An 18924-nucleotide genomic window follows, 5' to 3' on the forward strand; every position below is an offset into this window, starting at 1 on the left:
CCGACGTGGTTAACTGTCTGGGCGCTGACGACAGTTCTTCTGCGAGGGGGTAAGGACATGACCGACTTCTTCACCATGCCGGGCGGAGTCGTGAACCCGCCCGACAGTTCCAGAAGCACGATGTCGTACTGGCGTGTCCCCCGTGAACCGGTCCGGTTCACGGGGGACACGCCAAACTGACTGGACCGGTTATCGGGGACCTGCCAGTACGCCCAGCCACCCGGCAACACCGTGCCGAAGCCCGACGACGGCGGCATCGTCTGGTTCAACACCGTCGACTGGGAAGCCCGCGCCAAGGTCGCCGCCGACGGGGCGGAGGGGTTGCGGGAGGCGCTTAAACAGCTTCAAAGCGTCGCTGATAGCAACTACTTCGGCGACTTGGTAGAGGGCGTGGAGGTGTATGAGCGATTAGTCAGCCTTATGGCAACTGCCCGCATAGAGTTCGCCTCGCATGCGGCTAAGCTACAAGAACTATCGAAACTTTGCATAGCGGCTAACGCGGATCTCAACAGCGCCGACGACCAGATCTCCACAAGCTTTTAGCGGCAATGGGAACCCGCACCCGGAAACTGGCTCGACACTTCGCACTATCAGCGCTAGCGCTCTCTTTGCTTTGCAGCTGCGAAACTTCAGGAGCAGCCCAACCTACCTCTATCGCGACGGCAGATCGTTCTGCACTGCAGCCTACCGTGCGACAGTCGGATGATTCTGGACAAAACCTCCCGTTCGCAACACGGTTTCCGAGGAGGTGGAACTCCGGCAACGACGGCACTCCGTATGAACCGTGCACCGCCGCCGATAGCACCTTACTTGAGACTGCAGGTCTACAGGCGTCAAGCGTCAAAGATGCTGCCTCCGTCGACTTTCAGACCGCTCGCGGATGCACATGGGACTATAAAGACTACGAGCTAGCCAGTCTCAGTCAAACGGTTGGCGATTCACGTGGCCTCGATGTCTATAAGCAGAATCGGAGAACCGACACTACTTGGCTCGGCGATATCGAAGTCAGTACGCGCCCCGTGGCATTAGGAGTGTCGAGAGACGAGACAGGTTGCGGCACATATCTTGAGTCTGGAAATTCAATTGTTGCAACATCTGCGTTGTTCATCTACAAGCCCCCACCCATCTCCGAGATCTGCGACAAGGCAATCGCCTTCACTCGCGCGACCATCGACCAAATGCCCGAGTAGCCCCTGCCGTCGACTGTCCGCCGCTCGCCCCAGCACTGGCCCCGCAGATACACGCGTAACTGACACCTGCGAGCGAAACTTTCGGTGCATCTGTCAGAAACACGCGTATCTACGGCACGGCCCGTAAAAACCACGTGTATCTAGGGCACGGCCCGTAAGAAACACGTGTTTCTTACGGGCCGACGCTCCACTCCCTCAGCCGACGGCCGACTCCACGGGCTCGGAGTCCGCGGCAGGTTCGGAACCCACCGACGACGCAGCCTTCGAGAAGCGCAGGTTCTCGAAGTCCGCGACGTCGACGCCGAGTGCCTTGCGGTCCTTGTAGAAGCTCATCGACATCAGCCACGGCGCCTGGGCACCCTGCCTGGGTAGCTGATCCTCGACGCGCTTGATGTACCCGGCGCCGAAGTCAAGTGCGGGCCGCGTCTCCATGGTCGGGTCGGCGACGGGCTCCACCTCGCGGTAACCCCGCGCGTCCATGTACGCCATCAGCCTGCACCAGTACTCGCCGATGAGTCCGATCTTCAGCGTCCACGACGAGTTCGTGTACCCGATGGCGAGCGCGAGGTTCGGCACACCGCTGAGCATCATGCCCCGGTAGATGACATGATCGCGCAGCACCACCGGCTCGCCGTCGAGTGAAAGGTCCATGCCTCCGAACAGTCGGACGTTCAATCCCGTTGCAGTCACGATGATGTCGGCCTCGAGCTCGCGGCCGCTCTCGAGCAGGATGCCGTTCTCGGTGAATGACTTGATGCGGTCGGTGACCACCGACGCCTTGCCCGATCGAATCGTCTTGAACAGGTCGGCGTCCGGCACAGCGCACAGACGCTGGTCCCAGGGGTTGTACGGCGGGTTGAAGTGCGTGTCGACGTCGTATCCCTCGGGCAGCAGCATCTGGTTGACCTTGCGGATCACCTTGCGCGATGTCTTCGGAAAGCGTTGCGCCGCTTCGTACAGCACCCGCTGCTGCAGGATGTTCTTCCACCGTGCGACGGCGTATCCGCGCTCGTCACCCAGGATGCTCCGCGCGACGTTGGCAAATGGGTCGTGCTTGGGTAGCGGGAGGATGTAGGTCGGTGTGCGCTGGAGCATGGTGATGTGCTCGGTGTCGCCCGCCATCGCCGGCAGCAACGTGACGGCCGTTGCGCCGCTTCCGATGACGACGACCTTCTTGCCTTTGTAGTCCAGATCCTCCGGCCAGTGCTGCGGGTGCACCACCTGCCACTTGAAGGTGTCACGTCCCTCGAAGTATGGCGTGAAGCCCTCGTCGTAGTTGTAGTAGCCCGACCCGCAGTAGACCCAGTTCGCCTTGATCTGGACGTGCTCGCCGGTGTCGAGGCGATCGACCTCCGCAGTCCACAGCTGTTCGTCCGACGACCAGTTCAATGCCGTCACCTTGTGCTGCAGCCGGAGGTGCTCGTTGATCTTGTCCTCGTCGACGGCTTCGCGCAGGTACTGCATGATGCGGTCCGCATCGGCGATCGACTGCTTGTCGACCCAGGGCTTGAACTCGAATCCGAACGTGTGCAGATCACTGTCGGAGCGGATGCCCGGATACCGGAACAGGTCCCAGGTACCGCCGAGTGATTCCCGACCTTCGAGCAGCGCGTACGTTTTGTCAGGTAGTTCCGTGGTCACGTAGTGGGCTGCACCGATCCCGGAGACACCCGCCCCGACGATCAGGACATCCAGCGTCTCTACAGGTGTGGCTGTTGTAGGCACCCGTGCCTCCTCAAATCGTGTGTCGATCACGCCGACGGCGAATATGACACCATGCGTTGTTACATTCCAGAATGCGCCTCTGCAGCGCCGGATGCCAGGTGACTATTGCACATAGTTCGTGACTCCAGGGGTGCATACTGTTCACATGTCCGAGCCGTGGCCCGCCGCGTCGCCTGAAACCATGAGCCTGATCCGACGTGGCGCCGAACTCATTCTCGACCCACCGGAAGAGTGGATTCAAGCGATCCACGAAGCCTCGCTGGGCGGTCTCCGCATGAAAGCCATCGCCGACGACCCTGTGCTCGCCGAGGCCACCCGACGCACAAACCTGGCCAACACCATGCGCTGGGCCAGGAGCAATGTGCTTCGTCCCGGACAACGTGTACCCGCCGAACTCACCCCCGACATCCTCACCGCCGCCCGCGACCTCGTGCGCCGAGGACTCGACGAGTCCGCACTCGACGCCTTCCGCACAGCACAGAGCGTCGCGTGGCGGCTGTGGATGAAGGTGTGTTTCAGTCTCACCGACGACCCCGAGCAACTCCGTGAACTTCTCGACGTCTCGCTGGTGTCCATCTCGACCTTCATCGACGACACCGTCGACGCCATGAGCGAGCGGATGCGCAGCGAGCGTCACGAACTCACCCGCGGTACCCATGCACAGCGTCGAGAAGCAGTGGCTCTCCTGCTCGAGGGCGCGCCCATACCGATCGACCGCGCCGAAATGCAACTCGGGTACCGACTCCGCGGACCCCACACCGCGCTCGTCCTCTGGACTCATCATCCCGATCAGGCCGCGACGCTCGAATCCGCCGCCGACACGCTCGCGACGTCGGCGGGCTGCGGGAGCAGGCTCACCGTCGTGGCCAGCGCCGCATCGCTGTGGGTATGGCTGCCCACGGACGAAGCATCGATTGATCGGATGTCGCCGTCGCCGGGGATCGACGTCGCAGTCGGCAGAACAGGTGACGGTGTCGACGGCTTCCGCGCCAGCCACTTCCAAGCTCTCGCCACCCAGCGCATCGTCGCACAGCTCGGCGGCTCGCACGGAATCGTTCGATTCGACGATGTGCGTCTGGTGTCGCTCCTGATGTCGTCGCCCGACGACACCGCCGCCTTCGTCGACGAGACACTCGGCGAGCTGGCGCACGCCGAACCTGCTCTGCTCGACACACTGCGGACCTGGATCGCGCTGCAGTGCAACACGTCCCGCACTTCCGAAGTGCTCTACACACACCGCAACACCGTGATTCGACGTCTCGCCCGCGCCGAGGAACTGCTGCCCCGACCGCTCGACGAGAGTCTGCTCGACGTCGGCGTCGCGTTGGAGGTGCTGCGCTGGCGCGGGTGATAATTCCAGGACTTGATAAGCAGGACCCTCAGGTGTGCGCGGCGACCCTCGACGAACGTAACTCCCGCAGCGCAGACCGCAGACCACGCCGACGACCGGTCGCCGGATCAGCGCCGAAGTGCGTCTTGGTGCCCTCGATGATGTTGAACCGCAACTCCGATGCTGTCTCCGGTGCGTCGTCGGCACTCGCCTTGAGCATCGCGTTGGGCACCGACAGTTTCCCGATCGTCCGGAACGTCAACCAGTACTGATGCAGCAGTGAGCCGGTGGTGTACGGCAGGTCGTACTTGTCGCACAGCTCGCGCACCCGCACACCGATCTCCTCATAGCGGTTGCTCGGAAGGTCGGGGAACAGATGGTGCTCGATCTGATGGCTCAGGTTTCCGCTCATGAAGCGCATGACCGGGCCTGCATGAAAGTTGGCCGAGCCCAACATCTGTCGCAGATACCAGCGCGGCTGGTCCTCTTCCTCGTACTCCTCGACGGTGAACTTCTCGGCGCCGTCGGGGAAGTGCCCACAGAAGATCACCGCGTACGCCCAGTAGTTGCGGATGAAGTTCGCGGTCGCGTTCGCGGTCAGCGTGGTGAACCAGTTGGGTCCGGCGAGTGCGGGGAAGATCAGATAGTCCTTGGCTGCCTGTTTCCCGACCTTGCGCCCGATCACGCGCAGATCCTTCAACGCAGCGCGGTACGACTTCTCGCCCTTGCGCAGCTTCTCCGCCTCGAGGTGGTGCAATGCGACGCCCCACTCGAAAAACGTTGCGAGAAGGAAGTTGTACACGGAGTTGCCGGCGTTCCACCACTCCCACGGCTGGTCCCGGGTGACGCGCAGGATGCCGTAGCCCACGTCGTCGTCCATGCCGACGATGTTGGTGTACTTGTGGTGCACGAAATTGTGGGAGTGCTTCCACTGCACGCTCGGACACGTGGTGTCCCATTCCCACGATGACGAGTGGATCTCGGGATCGTTCATCCAATCCCACTGGCCGTGCATCACATTGTGGCCGAGTTCCATGTTCTCGATGATCTTGGCGACGCCGAGCATCCCGGTACCGAGTAGCCATGCGGGCTTTCGGTTGCTGAACATGAGCACGACCCGACCGCCCGCCGCCAGCGTTCGCTGGAATGCGATGGTGCGTCGAATGTACTTGGCATCGGGGACCCCGCGGGACTCCTCGATGTCACGCCGGATGGCGTCGAGTTCGGCACCGAGTGCTTCGACGTCGGCTTCGGTGAGATGGGCGTACCGATCGATGTCGGTGATGGCCATGGATTCTCCCTACAGGTCTAGCGTGCATTCACCCGACACGGTGGAAATACATGTCTGGATGCGGTCACCTTCACGTCGTTCGTCTCCGCTGCGTAGATCGCGGACGTAGCCTGCCGCGAGCGGAACGACGCAGGTCTGGCAGATGCCCATGCGACAACCGAAGGGCATCTGGATTCCCAACTCCTCGCCTGCTTCAAGAAGTGTGGTGGCGCCGTCGATCTCGGCGGATTTGCCCGACGTCGCGAACGTGACGGTACCGCCTTCGCCACCGATGTCGGTGCGCGCGATGGCGAATCGCTCGATGTGCAGCTGATCCGAGAGTTCGTTCTCCTCGAAGACCTCTTCGATGTCGTCGAGGAATTCAACCGGCCCACATGCCCAGCACGACCGTTCTCGCCAGTCAGGCACGGCGGCGTCGAGTTGAGTGACGTCGAATCGCCCGTCCTCCGAGCTGAGTCGCAGATCGAGTGTGTAACTGGGGTTGTCGTCGTCGAACTGTTCGAGTTCGTCGAGGAAGATCACCGACTCGCGCGACGGCGCGGCGTGGATGTGCACGATGTCGGGACTCTGATCGCGGTGCTTCATCGAGCGCAACATCGCGATGACCGGGGTGATACCGCTGCCTGCTGTCAGGAATAACACCGCGTCGGGGACCGGCTCCGGCAGATGGAAATCGCCCTTCGGTGCCGCGAGACGAATGATGGTGCCCGGCGCGACGCCGTCGACGAGGTGTGTCGAGAGAAATCCGTCGGGGTTCGCCTTGACGGTGATCGATATGGTCTTGTCGTCGTTGCTACCGAATGACGTCAGCGAATACGAGCGCCAGTGCCAGCGTCCGTCGACGTCGAGTCCGATACCGACGTACTGACCGGGCCGGTAGCTGTCGGGAAATCCCCAACCGGTGCGGATCACGACCGTGGCGCTGTCGGCGGTTTCCTTCACCACGTCCTCGACACGGCCGCGCAGTTCGCGAGCACTCCACAGCGGATTGATCAGGTGGAGATAGTCGTCGGGTAGTAGCGGGGTGGTCGCTCGTGCGATCAGCCCTCGCAAAATGTTGACCTCGGGCCGCGTCGCGTCGACATCGGCCGCAGGCCGCTTACTCCACTTGAGAAGATTCACCAGCCTCCCTCCGGTAGCTCGTAGTGCACAAGTGTACACACGACTGGTGACGCTGGTCACAGGCTTGTCGCACAGGCCGGAAAGCATCCGTTTCGTCGGAAATTCGCGAGAGCGATGTGACTGTTGTGACGCTGCGCGATAACAGTTCACTTTCGAGGTGAGTCGGCTGACGCCTGCGCTGGTAGTTCTGTTCAGCGGGGGCCGAGCGCATGAAGCCATAAACGAAAGGCCGCCCGACGATGACAAGAGCGTTCCGCAGCGTTGTTCTGATTACCTCCGCTCTGCTCTGCGTGATCTGCATGAACGTGGCCACGCCGCCGCATTCCGCGGCTGCTCCACTCGACCCGACCGCGCGGCCGGGCCGACAGACGCATACGACCGTATTGACCTGCGAGCCGCTCATCTTCGGAGCTGACGGCATTCTCCACATCATGAACACCACCTTCAGTCGGTACGCGCCGACTCACGGCACACCGGTACGTGTGCCGACGGTGGTCGATCTGCGGTGGGCCGGATTGCTCCGGGGCCGTGACCTTCTCAACGACTACATCCGACGCACGCCCGGAAAGAAGATCGTGTTCGGATACTCGAGGGGCGCGCAGATCGCGTCGGAGTGGCTCCGCACCTACGCGGGCCGAGCCGACGCACCACCCGCGGCCGACCTGTCGTTCGTGCTGATCGGCAATCTGCAGCGCAGGTTCGGTGGGAGCATGGGGCGCACTCTCGACGGCCATCAGTTGGAGCCGACACCGGACTACACCCAGTACAAGGTCGTCGACTTCTCGCGCCGCTGGGACGGATGGTCGAACGCAGACAACTGGCCCGGCGGCGCCGACAACGGTTCTGCAGGCTCCTCGGGCTCCGCGGACGCCAGTGCGCAGCTACGCCTGCAGGGGCGCGGCAAGTGGGTCACGCACTCGAACTACCAACGCAATTCGATCAGCGATCCGCGCAACCGGGTGCGCACCACCGTGGGAAACACGACCTATCTCGTCGGCCCGTGACATAGGTACGTCGGCACCGGAGCGAGTCCGATGCCGACGTACCCACCGAGTTCACCCAGTCTTCGGACGCAACGTGAACAGTTCCCAGACTTCCTTCTGGTCCTGTGCCCACGGGTCGTAGACGAACGGCGCGTGCCGCATAGCCATCCCCGCCTGGCGCGGAGTCCGGTTGGCCTTGAAGCCGTTGCACGACTTACACGCCGCCACCTGGTTACCGAAGGTGCTCTTGCCGCCCTTGGAGACCGGCACGATGTGGTCGACGGTGTCAGCGGGTCCGTCGCAGTACGCGCAGATCCATTGATCGCGACGCAGGATGGTCGCCGTCGACGCGTATGAGTCCATCGACTTCCCCGCAAACGGGCGATACGCATTGCGTTTGATGGCGACGACCTTGTGGATCGGCAGCGTCACGGTGGGCGAATGCACCACACGCACGACCGGCGTGCCCTCGACGTTGCGCGCGACCTCTGTGGTCAGCAGCACCGCCGCGCGGCGCCAGGTGACGCGAGCCAGGATCTGCAGCCCCGCATTGGTGACGAAGATGGTCATGACAGTCCTCCCGATGCCGCGTGCGGGCCGTCGAGATCATCTGTATGCCGTTGGATCGGTGCTGGAATTCGCGTTGAGTTCCGCAATGGGGTCCGCATGGGGCACCTCCTCGTCGCCTATCGGACCTTTCTGCTCGGCTCTGTGTGGGCGCCATGACCTGCTCGGACGTGGCGCGCTCCACGCTAATGCCAATACACCGATCTCGCGAGGCCATTTCATCGGTGGCGGCGAAATACCAGCCGACGTTCACTTCGACGACATATTCGACTCCCGGCCGAGAATGCTGCGGAATCGAGCTTCGACGGATGTGCACTTTGGTCGTTCCGCGGGCGAACTGCACACGATCGCGTCGCCATGCACCCCGATTCTCCGAACTCGACGCCGCCGGCCGACGCGCGTGCAACGCTGCAGTGCAGTTGTCGACGACGAGGAGGTCACGGCGGTGTCGGTGTCTCGCACTTGTGCGCGCACACGCAACAGGCGCGTGGTTCTTCTGGCCGGAGTGGTGCTCAGCGTCCTGGTCGCGAGCCTCACGTTGACTCCCATTGCCAGCGCAGCGCCCACACAGGTCCGCTGCGATCTGCCCGCGGGCTCCGCTGCCCCCGCCTCCGCCGCGCCGTCGAGCGTCGGGATCGACAAAGCGAAACTCGACGATGCGATTGCTTTCGCGGCGTCGAGGATGCGGACGCACATCGAGGTGTACCGCAACAACTGCCTCATCGTGCGTGGGCCGTTGAACGACGTCACGGGCAATGTTCCCTGGAATCTGTTCAGCTCCACCAAGAGTGTGGTCTCCATGCTGGCGGGAATAGCCTACACGCAGGGCAAACTGGATCTCGGCGCCTCGATCGCGAAGTATCTGCCCGCAGGCGACGTCGACCGCGCGCACGCAGCGATCACTGTGCGTGATCTGCTGACTCAGTCGTCCGGGTTGCGCCAGTCGATCATCACCGAAGCACTCACCGCGGGTCTCGACGTCGACCCCGACATCGCGAAAGAAGCACTGGCCCTTCCTGTTCAACACACACCGGGGACGTTCTTCGAGTACACGCAGCACGGACCCGACCTGTTGGCATTCGTCGTGCAACGCGCCGTCGGCGAAGATCTGCAGCAGTTCGCGCAGCGAACCCTGTTCGGGCCGTTGGGAATCGATCAGCACGACTATTACTGGGCGCGCGATCGCTCCGGCCACACCTACGGATACGCATTCTTGTTCATGCCGCCAGTCGACTATTCACGACTCGGGCTCCTCATGCTCAACGACGGCGTCTGGGGCGGTCAGCGGATCATCTCGTCCGACTACATCCGGCAGGCGCACACGCCGTCGTCGTCGAATCATTGCTACGGATATCTGTTCTGGGTCAACGACTCTCCGTGCACCGGCCCGTCGTTCCCGTCACGTCAGACCATCTCGCAGGCACCGCTGGCGGGGCTGCCATCCGATGCCTACGCCATGGTCGGGTTCCTGCAGCAGAACAACTTCATCGTGCCGAGCCTCGGATTACTGGTGAGTTGGACCGGCATTCTCGGCGACGTTTCGCCCGACCCCGGCACACTGCTGAGCGCGAGCCTCAACAGTGAGCTCTACCGCGAGTTCTTCCGCAAGCTCGTCGCAGCGTTCCGGACGCCCCGCATTCCCGACCCGGGACCGTACCGGCCGACCATGAACCTGGACTTCGATCCGGTGCAGTTCACGGACCCGAACATCGCATTGGGTGCGTTGGGTTTCGGGCCGTATGCTCCGTCGGACTGCACCGTCCTACGATGCGGTTCCACTCCACTGCGAGCGCCGTTCCAGGGCAACCCCGGGTGCTTCGCGATCACCTGTGTTCCGGGCCTGCCGGAGTCACCCGGAAAGCGGTAGCCGCCGGCAGCACGGAATCAACTGGCACGGTGTAGTTGATGCAGGATCCGCAGCGCACCACACGGTCGACCGTGGGCCTGCTCGTCGGAGTCACGCTGGTGACCACTATCGCCTCCGGCATGAGCTCACTCACGAAACCGGTTCATGGCTGGGACATGCCTCCCGCAGAAATGGCTGAGACCGAACGATCGCTGTCGGTCATCACCGCGATTCTGCTCGCGATGATCGCGATCTCGGCGATCATCGCCGCGGTCGGATTCGTGTCGACGATGTCGTTGACAGTGATCGGTCGGACGCGCGAGATCGGCATGCTGCGTGCGATGGGGTTCACGGGGCGGCAGGTTCGGTCGATGGTGGTACGAGAGTCGTTGGCCCTCAGTGGTACCGCTGTGCTCGCCGGACTGGTGCTGGGCATCATCTTCGGCACCGTGGGGAGTCAATCGCTCATCGGCAAGGCGACCTCGGGCGTACCCATCGGCCTGCCCTGGTACGCATTGGTGGCGATCGTCACGGGTATCGCCGTCGTGGTGGCAGCTGCCTCGCTGCCGCCGAGCAGGCGGGCTGTCGCCGTGGCGCCCGTGGACGCGCTCGCGGTGGCGTGACGCAGCCGGTCAAGTCGTGGTGTCGCCGGTCCAGCTTGGCGAAGTACGGGAACTACCAGGGCACCGTCTGACCTCGATAGTCCAGGAACTGCAGCCCGCCTGCTCCGGACTGTGCTTCCAGGACATCGGCTACACCGCCTGTGCTGTCTTCGACGGTCAGCGCGGCGTCGGAGCCGCCCAGATCGGTCTTGACCCATCCCGGTGCGATCAAGAGCAGCGTGCGTGGGTCGTCGGAGTTCCTCGCCGCGAAACTCCGCATCAACTGGTTCAACGCCGACTTGCTCGCCCGGTAGATCTCCCAGCCCGTCACGCGCGTGTTGTTGGTGATGCTGCCCTGCCCGGATGACATCACGCCGATGGTTCCGGACGATGGGACGAGGTCATGGAACCGTTCGACGAAGCGCATGGGGCTCAGTGCATTGGGGACCATCACACGGTCGAACGTTTCCGTCGAGACGTCGGCGACGGTCTCCCAGCGGTCGTGCGTGATCCCTGCGTTCACAAAGATCAGATCAAAGGTGCTGTCGGAAAACCGGTCGTGCAGCTCGGTCACCGAGGCGGCGTCGTTGATGTCGACGCTCTCCACTGTCACAGAGCCTCCCGACCCCGTGGCAAGTGCCCAACTCGCCGCCGGAGTGCCGGCTCGTCGCCGTCACCTGCCAGCCGCGTTCAGTGAGACGCGTGGTCAGGCCAAGGCCCAAGCCCCGTGATGCCCCGACGATCAGAGCCTTCTTGACTGCCATGCGTGCGTCCTCTCTATCCGAACCGCTCGGTCCTGATCCTGTCGGCGGGGTGCCCCGCGTCGAGCATCGCCCGAGCGCAATGTTCGACGAAGCCGTTGGGTCCACAGATGTAGACCACCGGTTCACGCTCGGGCGCGATGGTCACTGCGGTGAGCTCGGCCGCGGTGACGCGCCCGGGCATGCGCAGATCGTCCTGCTGCGCGACCCGCGTGTGAAAGAGGCTGATGGGCAGCCGGTCGTGCGCGGCGAGTTGGTCGAGCTCTGCGGCGAAGTAGCGCCGCTCCGGAGCACGGAGCGAGTACACGAGGTTGAACGGCGTCGACGGTGCGGCCACCTCACGCTCGCGGATCATCGACATGAGCGGCACGATGCCCGACCCACCACCGATCAGCTGCACCGGACTCGTGCTCGCCGGATCCCAGGTGAACCATCTGCCATTCGGTCCGCTGATCTCCAGCGGCTCACCCACCTCGACGACGTCGACCAGGTACGGCGATACCTCGCCGTCGTCCACCTTCTCGACGGTCACTTCAATCGTGCGCGTCTCTCGCACGTCGGACAGCGAGTACGGGCGGGCCGTCGAATATCCGTCCTCGGCAGTGAGCCGGATGTCGACGTGGGCTCCGGCGTCGGCGCTCATCGGTTCACTCAGCGCAAGTCGCAGCGACCGCGCCGTCGGCGTCTGCATCTCGGCGCCGACAACGGTCGTGATCTGCCAGTCCACAGCCGTCAGTCTTCCTGCGTCGATTCCCCTGGCGCTAGGCCCGACTGCCTCACGCGTACCGCTGCTCTCGCCAGGGATCGCCGTATATGTGGTAGCCGCGTTCCTCCCAGAATCCGGGCGTGTCACTCGGCATGAATCGAAGGCGGCGAACCCATTTCGCGCTCTTCCAGAAGTAGAGATGAGGCACCAGCAGCCGGACCGGTCCTCCGTGCTCTGGCGCGAGGGGCTCACCGTCGAAGGTATCGGCGAGCCAGGCTTTGCCGCCTGTCAGGTCGTCGAGCGGGACGTTGGTGGTGTATCCGCCGTAGCAGTGCGCCATCACAAAGTCGTCGGGTTGCCAGGGAAGAGTTGCCAGCAGATCGTCGAATGACACACCACGCCAGCGCGTGTCGAACTTCGACCACCGTGTGACGCAGTGGATGTCGGTGGTGACGTCCTCGTGCGGCAGCGCGGTGAACTGCGCCCAATCCAGACTGTGCGCACGATGATCAGACGACTGAATGGTCAAGCGCCACTTGTCGTGTAGCAGCGCAGGTGTGGGCTCGGCGGAGAGCACGGGAAAGTCGAGCGTCGAGTACTGCCCTGGTGGCAGACGATCGGCCATCCGGTCACGGCGTCCGACGAACCCTCGGTTGACTATCGCCATGTCTGCAAGTGTAGATCTGCCGACGCTTTGCGCAGGTCATGGGCGTATAGTCTGATTGAAAGCTGATGCGCACTCATAGCCGACGTAGACGCCTGGTCGTGTGTTTGTCACCGATGAATGCGGCGTGATCGCCGGTCAGGAGAAGTGCAGTGCTCGGTAACGCGGTTTTGGGTCCGACGCGTGTTCGTTTCACCAGCGATCGTGACGCTCGTGTTGCGGGCGCCTGGTATCCGTACACGGCCAATCTCGCTGGAGAGCTCAGCAGTCTCTCGGCGGCGGTGACGCCGCTCCTCGGGGAGATCACCTCGATTTCGGTGCACTGGCAGAGCTATCGTCGCTACCCCGGTCTCGACTCCGAAGACGCTCCGACGATCCCGCCGCTGATGACCATCTCCGCCACCGACCGTGACGCGACGCTGCTGGTGATCCCGTGTCGCACGTCGTCGTCGCTCGCGGCCATGCTGCTACGCCTCGCAAGTGACACCGAGTTACAAAGCGCCCACACGTACTCACTGGAGTGCAACAAGGGGCGACGCATCCTGTCCCTCGCTGAGCAGTACATGTCCGAACTCGACGACGACGCGGTTGTTCGCTGACGTCAGAAGGTACTCGGCGGATTGACCGTCGACTTGTCGACACGGGTGTCCGGGACGCCCCACTTGTCGAAGATCTTGGCGTAGTCGCCGGTCTCGATCAGCTTGTTGACCGCGTCCGTCAGCGGCTTGGCCAGACCTGAATCCTTGGCCGTGACGAATCCGACCGGCGTTGAACTGATCTCGCCGAGGAACTTGGTGCCGGGCAAATGCTTCTCGTCGTACTTGAGGCTGAGTACCGGCCCGAAGTACAGGTCCACCTTGCCGTTTCCGAGTCCGAGGAAGATCGGTGCGGTGTCGTTGAAGTACTGCACGGTCCACGGCTTCTTACCGACCTTGGCGCAGTCGTCGACGTGTGAGCTGAGCAGGGTCTGGAAGGTCGAGCCGGGCGTCGTGGCGATCGAGTACCCACAAACGTCGGTGATGGTGTTCACCTTCTGCAGGTCGACGCGCGACGACCCGAGGAACCCCTGACCGTCGTTGAGGTAGGTGGAGAAGTCGAGTACTTTCTCACGCTCGGCCGTGACACCGAAGTTGGCTTGTCCGACTTGGTATTTACCGTTCTGCACGCCAGGAATGATCGAGGCGAACGTGCCGTACTGCACGTTCCAGTTGACTCCGAGGACTTTCCCGATGGCATTGCGTAGGTCGAGATCGAGGCCGACATTCTTGTCGTCGACGACGCCGCCGTGCGGTAGTGACGACGTTCCCGGTGTCTGCGTGGTGCCGACCGTCAACGTGCCGAACGATCGCACGCTCTCCGGCAGTTCCGCACTGAGTTTCTCGTCCTTGACGATACCGCTCGTGATGTCCTGCGTCGGAACGGCCGACGCCTCGGCGGAGCCTGCGGTGTCGTCGGACGAGCCGCAACCGGTCAGCGCGACGCTGCCGATCACCGCCAACGACGCCAGCAGGGTGACTATGCGTTGTGGGTGTTTCATCGGTGAATCCCCCGTCGTGAACGTGTGGTGTGGGCAGTGGTCCGGACGTACTGTCACAGGACCGCGGACAGAAAGGCTTTCGTGCGCTCATGCTGCGGATCGTCGAGAATCTCTGTGGGCGGACCGGATTCGACAATGCGCCCGCCGTCGAGGAAGATGGCCTGGTCGGCGACCTCGCGCGCGAAGCCGATCTCGTGGGTCACGATCACCATCGTCATGCCGCGGCTCGCGAGATCGCGGATCACCGACAGCACTTCGCCGACGAGTTCGGGGTCCAGTGCGCTCGTCGGTTCGTCGAACAGCATCAGACGCGGTTTCAGCGCAAGCGCGCGGGCGATCGCGACTCGTTGCTGCTGGCCGCCGGACAGCTGTCGTGGATAGGAGTCCTCTCGGCCCGCCATGCCGACACTCTCGAGCAGTTCACCCGCTCTCACGACGGCGTCGCGACGCGGTACGCCCGAAGCCAGTGGACCCTCGATCACGTTCTGCAGCACCGTCATATGCCCGAAGAGGTTGAACTGCTGGAACACCATGCCGATGGTCGCGCGCTGTCGGGCGATCTCGCGGTGGGAGAGTTCGTGCAGCTTGCCGGGCGACGGCCGGTAGCCGATGATCTCGCCGCCGACCTCGACGAAACCGCCGTCTGGCTTTTCGAGGTGGTTGATGCAGCGCAGCAGCGTCGACTTTCCCGAGCCCGATGGCCCGAGCAGAACCGTCACGGTGCCGGCCGGAACGTCGACGTCGATCCCATCGAGCACCTTGTGGAGTCCGAAGCTCCTACGTAGTCCGCGGATTCGGACAAGGGGTTGCTCGCCGGCGGATGTGTGGTTATCTCGCGAGCTCGCCGTCGAGGAGGTCATACCGTCACCCCGTTCCTGCGGCTGCCGATACGTCCGAACAGTGGCAGGTTCTCGTGGACCGTCGTCCAGAATCTCTGTGGCGGGCGGCGATTGCCGCGCGAATAGTGGCGTTCGACGAAGTACTGTCCGACCGACAGCACGCTTGTGACAATCACGTACCAGATCGTCGCGACCAGTAGCAGCGGCAGAATCAGGTAGTTCTGCTGGTAGATGAGTTGCGTCGAGTACAGGAGGTCCTGCACTGCGATCACACTGACGATCGACGTCGCCTTGAGCAGTCCGATCAATAGGTTGCCCGACGCCGGCACGATCGCGGGCATGGCCTGCGGCAGGATGATCCGCCGGAAGATGCGGTATCGGCTGAGTCCCAACGCTTCTGCTGCCTCGGCCTGACCTCGGTCGACGGCGAGGATGCCGCCGCGCACGATCTCGGCGGCGAACGCTGCGACGTCGATCGTCAAGGCCACGAAGGCGGCGAGCACCCCGGAGAAGAGGTGTGCCGTGTCGGCGGTGACGAACTCCGGCCCGAATGGAATACCCAGTGACAGTTGCGGATACAACGATGCCAGCTCGTACCAGAACAGAAGTTGGACCAGCGGCGGGATGGATCGTATGAGCCACACGTATCCCGCGCTCAGCGTCGACAGGATGGGGTTCGACGACAGCCGCATCACCGCCAGGACGATGCCCAAGGTGAACCCGCACACCATGACCGCCGCGGTCAGCCACAGCGTCAGTCGCAGGCCGCGCAGGATGGATCCGTGCAAGAAGTAGTGGCCGACCACATCCCACTGGAAGCGCGGGTTGGTGATCAGCGTGTGCACCAGCATCGCCGCAAGCACGAGGACGACAGCGCTGCTCACCCACTGGCCGGGCTTGCGCGCCGTGACTAGCTTGGCGGAGAGCAGCTCGGCGTCGTGCGGCTCGCTGGACAGCGACGCACGCTGCGGCGCTGCGGACAGTTCTGCGGTCACGGGAATCGGTGTCGTCCTCGGCTTGGTAGATGGTCGGCATGTCGATGGCGGGAGCGTCTATGACGAGAGCGGCGGCGCAGCTCTCATAACCGAAGCAACGGTAGTTCTGCTTCGACGGTTGTCCGAGAGTATGAATCTGCCGGATTCTTAGGGTCGCAAAGCAGGGTGGGAGATTGTTTCGGCCGTGCAGTGCCTCCGAGCGCCTACCGTGGTGTGCGACCGCCGACACCGAGGAGAGCCTGATGTCCGAACTATTCGAGATCACCCGTCTGATCCACGCCGACGCCGCTGCGGTTTTCGCACTGCTGACCTCGCCCGACGGCCATGTCGCCATCGACAGCTCAGGGATGCTGCAGAGCGCCGAAGGTGCGCCGATCGGTGCGGTCGGCGACGAGTTCGTCGTCCACATGGATCGGGAGTCGCTCAACGATCTGCCGATGGGCAAGTACGACGTGCGGGTGCTCATCACCGGTTTCGAGCAGGACCGGTGGATCGAGTGGACCATCATCGGCACCGTGAAACCGCCGCTCGATCATCGCTACGGCTACCGCCTTGAACCGACCGACGACGGCACGCTCGTCACCTCGTACTACGACTGGAGTCGCGTCACCGACGCGGACATCAAGGGCCGGTTCCCGATCATCCCGGAGGCCGGGCTACGCGCCACGCTGGGGATCTTGGCACGGACGGTCGAGCAGCACTGAGAGAGGGGCATTCAGTCGTGACACCATGCATCACTTCAACGACGCGTCGTCGCCCATCACAGCACCCTCGCGGCGCGGATCTGCCCCGCCGAGCCAGCCGTCACCCGCGCGTTGCAGGGCACTGAGTCCGCTGGACTGGTCCTCGACTGACACCTGCTCACCCCGCTCGCGCAGCCCCTTGACGAGCGGGTCGTCGGCGCCGTCGTTCGTGGTGTTGACCATCGGGTGCTCGCCACCGACGTTCGACGTCGGGGTGTTGGCCGTTCCGAAGTCGATCATCGAGACAGCTTGCTGTGGGTTGAGCTTCCAATCCAGCATTCCGACAAGGGTTTTGACGACGAACTGGATGATTACTGATCCGCCGGGCGATCCGAGGGCTGCGGTCAAGGTGTCCGGGGCGCCGTTGGTGCCGGGCTGCATGACCAGGGTCGGCGCCATCGACGAGCGCGGTCGCTTACCGGGTGAGACGCGGTTGGCGAGGAGCTGTCCGGAGTCATCGCGTGGTTCAGCGGAGAAGTCGGTGAGCTGGTTGTTGAGGATGAAGCCGTCGACCATGTGGAAACTGCCGAATGCCGACTCGACGGTCGTGGTCATCGACGCCACGTTGCCGTACTTGTCGGCGACGGTGATGTGGCTGGTGCCGTGCTCTGTGCCGGTGTAGGAGCCAAGCGGGACCTCGCCGAGATCGCCAGGCTGTGCCTTGCCGAGCGAGGTGTTCGGTTTGATCAGTGCCGCACGTTGTTTCAGGTATGCGGGATCGAGCATTGTCGCAACACCCTTGCCGGGTAGCGGGATGAAGTCGGGATCGGCGATGTACTTGTCGCGGTCGGCGTAGGCGAGGCGCTCCGCTTCGTTGATCAGGTGTACCGCTTCTGGGTTGGGGTGCCCTCCGTCGCGGTCGACGCCGGTCGGTGCCATCGACGGGATGTCGAAGTTGGAGAGGATTCCCATCGTCGCGGCAACAGTGATGCCGCCCGACGATGGTCCTGGCATCGCGACAATCCGGTGGCCGCGGTACTCGGTCGATACCGGTTCCCGCCGCATCGCCTTGTAGTTCTTGAGGTCGTCGGTGGTCATCAGACTCGGCGTCATGTCGTTCGACGTGGAGCCGGCCTTCGCGACGATTGCGGCGGCGATAGGTCCTGAATACAACGCTTGCGCGCCGTCGGTTGCCAACGCGCCCAGTGTCTTTGCGTAGGCGGGATTGGTCAGTCGTGTGCCGGCCGCCTTCGGTGTCCCGTCGGGGTTGAGGAAGTACGAGCGCGCATCGTCGTCTGCCTTGAGGTCGTTGGCGGATTCGGCGATCGCAGTCGCAAGGCGCGGCGAAATGTCGAAGCCGTTGTCAGAGAGGCTGATTGCGGGGTCGAAGAGATTCTTCCAGGCCGTGCGTCCGTGCTCGTTGTGGATCTCCTCGAGCATCCGCACCGCTCCCGGTACGCCGATGGAGCGACCCGAGGCGCGTGCGCTCGGGATCGGTGCACGGTGGTCGGTGGGGCTGATGTAGCGCAGGTAGTCCTCGGTGACTGCGGCGGGTGCGGTCTCCCGGCCGTCGAACGCGGTCACCTCGTGGGTATTGGCGTCGTAGTAGAGCGCGAATGCGCCGCCGCCGACTCCCGACGACTGCGGCTCGACAAGTCCGAGCACCGTCTGCGCCGTCACCAAGGCATCGGCCGCGGTACCCCCGTCGCGAAGGACCTCACACGCCGCCTTCGTGGCGAGCGGATTCGCCGTCGCCGCGGCGTAGGTGTGGGTCTGGACCGGCTGCATCCCGGTGCGGTATCCGGTCGCCGCCTCGGGCCGGGTCGAGATGTCGGCGGACGACTGCGCGGTGGCACTGGAGTCGATCTGCGTCCCGGTGTGCAGCTCGCCGCAGGTCATGCGTGCCTGCGTGTCGTCGCTCGACGACGAACAGGCGGTCAGGATCAGGGCCGGCGCGACGGCGAGTGCTGCGGCGCGGAGGAGCGTGCTTACGTGCGGTGGACGGCGCATGCGGATTAAGGGTAGGGCTTTCGCGTCGTCAACGTCGGCGATCTCCAATCTAGCGGCACGCAGCCTAGCTCGT

At 63.6% G+C, this 18924-nt stretch carries 18 protein-coding genes and 1 pseudogene; 8 read left to right on the forward strand and 11 right to left on the reverse strand.

Translation table 11 applies throughout. The features are described 5' to 3' along the window. The first annotated feature begins 231 nt into the window (after window positions 1-231). Both LK459_RS08715 and LK459_RS23265 read left to right on the forward strand, forming a co-directional pair. Window positions 232-543, forward strand: a complete 312-nt coding sequence (locus tag LK459_RS08715) for a hypothetical protein (protein WP_227922777.1) — start codon at window positions 232-234, stop codon at window positions 541-543. A 5-nt stretch (window positions 544-548) separates the two neighbouring features. Next, entirely contained in the window at window positions 549-1190 is a 642-nt protein-coding gene (locus LK459_RS23265; RefSeq protein ID WP_227922779.1) for a DUF3558 family protein, read from the forward strand. Between the two features lie 195 nt (window positions 1191-1385). On the opposite strand, the gene LK459_RS08725 is transcribed toward LK459_RS23265, so the two are convergent. After that, a complete protein-coding gene (locus tag LK459_RS08725; RefSeq protein ID WP_227922781.1) occupies window positions 1386-2915 on the reverse strand; it encodes a flavin-containing monooxygenase in 1530 nt (509 codons plus the stop codon). A gap of 145 nt (window positions 2916-3060) precedes the next feature. Here LK459_RS08725 and LK459_RS08730 point away from each other — a divergent pair, with 145 nt between their 5' ends. Continuing rightward, complete coding sequence (locus LK459_RS08730; RefSeq protein ID WP_227922783.1) at window positions 3061-4266, forward strand: PucR family transcriptional regulator; 1206 nt, start codon at window positions 3061-3063, stop codon at window positions 4264-4266. Between the two features lie 28 nt (window positions 4267-4294). Here the strand turns inward: LK459_RS08730 and LK459_RS08735 are convergent, their stop codons facing one another. Both LK459_RS08735 and LK459_RS08740 read right to left on the reverse strand, forming a co-directional pair. Then, window positions 4295-5536: a fatty acid desaturase family protein gene (locus LK459_RS08735; protein ID WP_007238757.1), complete on the reverse strand. Its 1242-nt coding sequence runs from the start codon at window positions 5534-5536 to the stop codon at window positions 4295-4297. Between the two features lie 9 nt (window positions 5537-5545). Then, a complete protein-coding gene (locus LK459_RS08740; protein WP_227922785.1) occupies window positions 5546-6658 on the reverse strand; it encodes a ferredoxin reductase in 1113 nt (370 codons plus the stop codon). 431 nt (window positions 6659-7089) lie between these two features. Here LK459_RS08740 and LK459_RS08745 point away from each other — a divergent pair, with 431 nt between their 5' ends. Next, window positions 7090-7662, forward strand: coding sequence for a PE-PPE domain-containing protein (locus LK459_RS08745; RefSeq protein WP_227922786.1), 573 nt, complete (start codon window positions 7090-7092; stop codon window positions 7660-7662). Window positions 7663-7713: 51 nt separating this feature from the next. Here the strand turns inward: LK459_RS08745 and LK459_RS08750 are convergent, their stop codons facing one another. Then, a complete protein-coding gene (locus tag LK459_RS08750; protein ID WP_007238754.1) occupies window positions 7714-8211 on the reverse strand; it encodes an HNH endonuclease in 498 nt (165 codons plus the stop codon). A gap of 484 nt (window positions 8212-8695) precedes the next feature. Between LK459_RS08750 and LK459_RS08755 the strand changes: the two genes are divergently transcribed. Further along, window positions 8696-10075, forward strand: coding sequence for a serine hydrolase domain-containing protein (locus LK459_RS08755; protein ID WP_227922788.1), 1380 nt, complete (start codon window positions 8696-8698; stop codon window positions 10073-10075). A 38-nt stretch (window positions 10076-10113) separates the two neighbouring features. Then, window positions 10114-10677 (forward strand): annotated as a pseudogene (locus tag LK459_RS08760) (ABC transporter permease); the annotation flags it as partial. Window positions 10678-10729: 52 nt separating this feature from the next. On the opposite strand, the gene LK459_RS08765 reads toward LK459_RS08760, so the two are convergent. From LK459_RS08765 to LK459_RS08775, 3 genes are all read right to left on the reverse strand, one after another. After that, window positions 10730-11269, reverse strand: a complete 540-nt coding sequence (locus LK459_RS08765) for an SDR family oxidoreductase (protein WP_227922790.1) — start codon at window positions 11267-11269, stop codon at window positions 10730-10732. 164 nt (window positions 11270-11433) lie between these two features. Next, a complete protein-coding gene (locus LK459_RS08770) occupies window positions 11434-12108 on the reverse strand; it encodes an FAD-binding oxidoreductase (RefSeq protein ID WP_227923638.1) in 675 nt (224 codons plus the stop codon). An 85-nt stretch (window positions 12109-12193) separates the two neighbouring features. Then, a complete protein-coding gene (locus LK459_RS08775; RefSeq protein WP_227922791.1) occupies window positions 12194-12790 on the reverse strand; it encodes a sulfite oxidase-like oxidoreductase in 597 nt (198 codons plus the stop codon). Window positions 12791-12939: 149 nt separating this feature from the next. Here LK459_RS08775 and LK459_RS08780 point away from each other — a divergent pair, with 149 nt between their 5' ends. Next, complete coding sequence (locus LK459_RS08780; RefSeq protein WP_227922793.1) at window positions 12940-13386, forward strand: DUF5994 family protein; 447 nt, start codon at window positions 12940-12942, stop codon at window positions 13384-13386. 2 nt (window positions 13387-13388) lie between these two features. Here LK459_RS08780 and LK459_RS08785 read toward each other — a convergent pair whose 3' ends face one another. The 3 genes from LK459_RS08785 to LK459_RS08795 are packed head-to-tail and all read right to left on the reverse strand — an operon-like array spanning window position 13389 to window position 16158. After that, the gene (locus LK459_RS08785) at window positions 13389-14324 is read right to left on the reverse strand and encodes a transporter substrate-binding domain-containing protein (RefSeq protein ID WP_227922795.1); all 936 of its coding nucleotides are present in this window, start codon (window positions 14322-14324) and stop codon (window positions 13389-13391) included. A gap of 53 nt (window positions 14325-14377) precedes the next feature. Further along, window positions 14378-15184 (reverse strand): amino acid ABC transporter ATP-binding protein, encoded by an 807-nt coding sequence (locus LK459_RS08790; protein ID WP_227922800.1) that lies wholly within the window; start codon window positions 15182-15184, stop codon window positions 14378-14380. Continuing rightward, the gene (locus LK459_RS08795) at window positions 15181-16158 is read right to left on the reverse strand and encodes an amino acid ABC transporter permease (RefSeq protein ID WP_227922801.1); all 978 of its coding nucleotides are present in this window, start codon (window positions 16156-16158) and stop codon (window positions 15181-15183) included. The genes LK459_RS08790 and LK459_RS08795 overlap by 4 nt, the downstream gene beginning before the upstream one ends. Window positions 16159-16400: 242 nt before the next feature. Between LK459_RS08795 and LK459_RS08800 the strand changes: the two genes are divergently transcribed. Further along, complete coding sequence (locus LK459_RS08800; RefSeq protein ID WP_227922802.1) at window positions 16401-16862, forward strand: SRPBCC family protein; 462 nt, start codon at window positions 16401-16403, stop codon at window positions 16860-16862. Window positions 16863-16892: 30 nt separating this feature from the next. On the opposite strand, the gene LK459_RS08805 is transcribed toward LK459_RS08800, so the two are convergent. After that, complete coding sequence (locus LK459_RS08805) at window positions 16893-18851, reverse strand: gamma-glutamyltransferase family protein (protein ID WP_227922803.1); 1959 nt, start codon at window positions 18849-18851, stop codon at window positions 16893-16895. Between the last annotated feature and the right edge of the window lie 73 nt (window positions 18852-18924).

The sequence above is a fragment of the Gordonia otitidis genome (assembly GCF_020735545.1).
GTDB classification, from domain to species: domain Bacteria; phylum Actinomycetota; class Actinomycetes; order Mycobacteriales; family Mycobacteriaceae; genus Gordonia; species Gordonia otitidis.

Bases quoted from the DNA above. Each gene is read 5' to 3' on its own strand.
- LK459_RS23265 (WP_227922779.1), top strand. From the start codon at position 549: ATGGGAACCCGCACCCGGAAACTGGCTCGACACTTCGCACTATCAGCG.
- LK459_RS08730 (WP_227922783.1), top strand. From the start codon at position 3,061: ATGTCCGAGCCGTGGCCCGCCGCGTCGCCTGAAACCATGAGCCTGATC.
- LK459_RS08735 (WP_007238757.1), bottom strand. From the start codon at position 5,536: ATGGCCATCACCGACATCGATCGGTACGCCCATCTCACCGAAGCCGAC.
- LK459_RS08745 (WP_227922786.1), top strand. From the start codon at position 7,090: ATGAACACCACCTTCAGTCGGTACGCGCCGACTCACGGCACACCGGTA.
- LK459_RS08750 (WP_007238754.1), bottom strand. From the start codon at position 8,211: ATGACCATCTTCGTCACCAATGCGGGGCTGCAGATCCTGGCTCGCGTC.
- LK459_RS08770 (WP_227923638.1), bottom strand. From the start codon at position 12,108: ATGCAGACGCCGACGGCGCGGTCGCTGCGACTTGCGCTGAGTGAACCG.
- LK459_RS08775 (WP_227922791.1), bottom strand. From the start codon at position 12,790: ATGGCGATAGTCAACCGAGGGTTCGTCGGACGCCGTGACCGGATGGCC.
- LK459_RS08785 (WP_227922795.1), bottom strand. From the start codon at position 14,324: ATGAAACACCCACAACGCATAGTCACCCTGCTGGCGTCGTTGGCGGTG.
- LK459_RS08790 (WP_227922800.1), bottom strand. From the start codon at position 15,184: ATGACCTCCTCGACGGCGAGCTCGCGAGATAACCACACATCCGCCGGC.
- LK459_RS08800 (WP_227922802.1), top strand. From the start codon at position 16,401: ATGTCCGAACTATTCGAGATCACCCGTCTGATCCACGCCGACGCCGCT.
- LK459_RS08805 (WP_227922803.1), bottom strand. From the start codon at position 18,851: ATGCGCCGTCCACCGCACGTAAGCACGCTCCTCCGCGCCGCAGCACTC.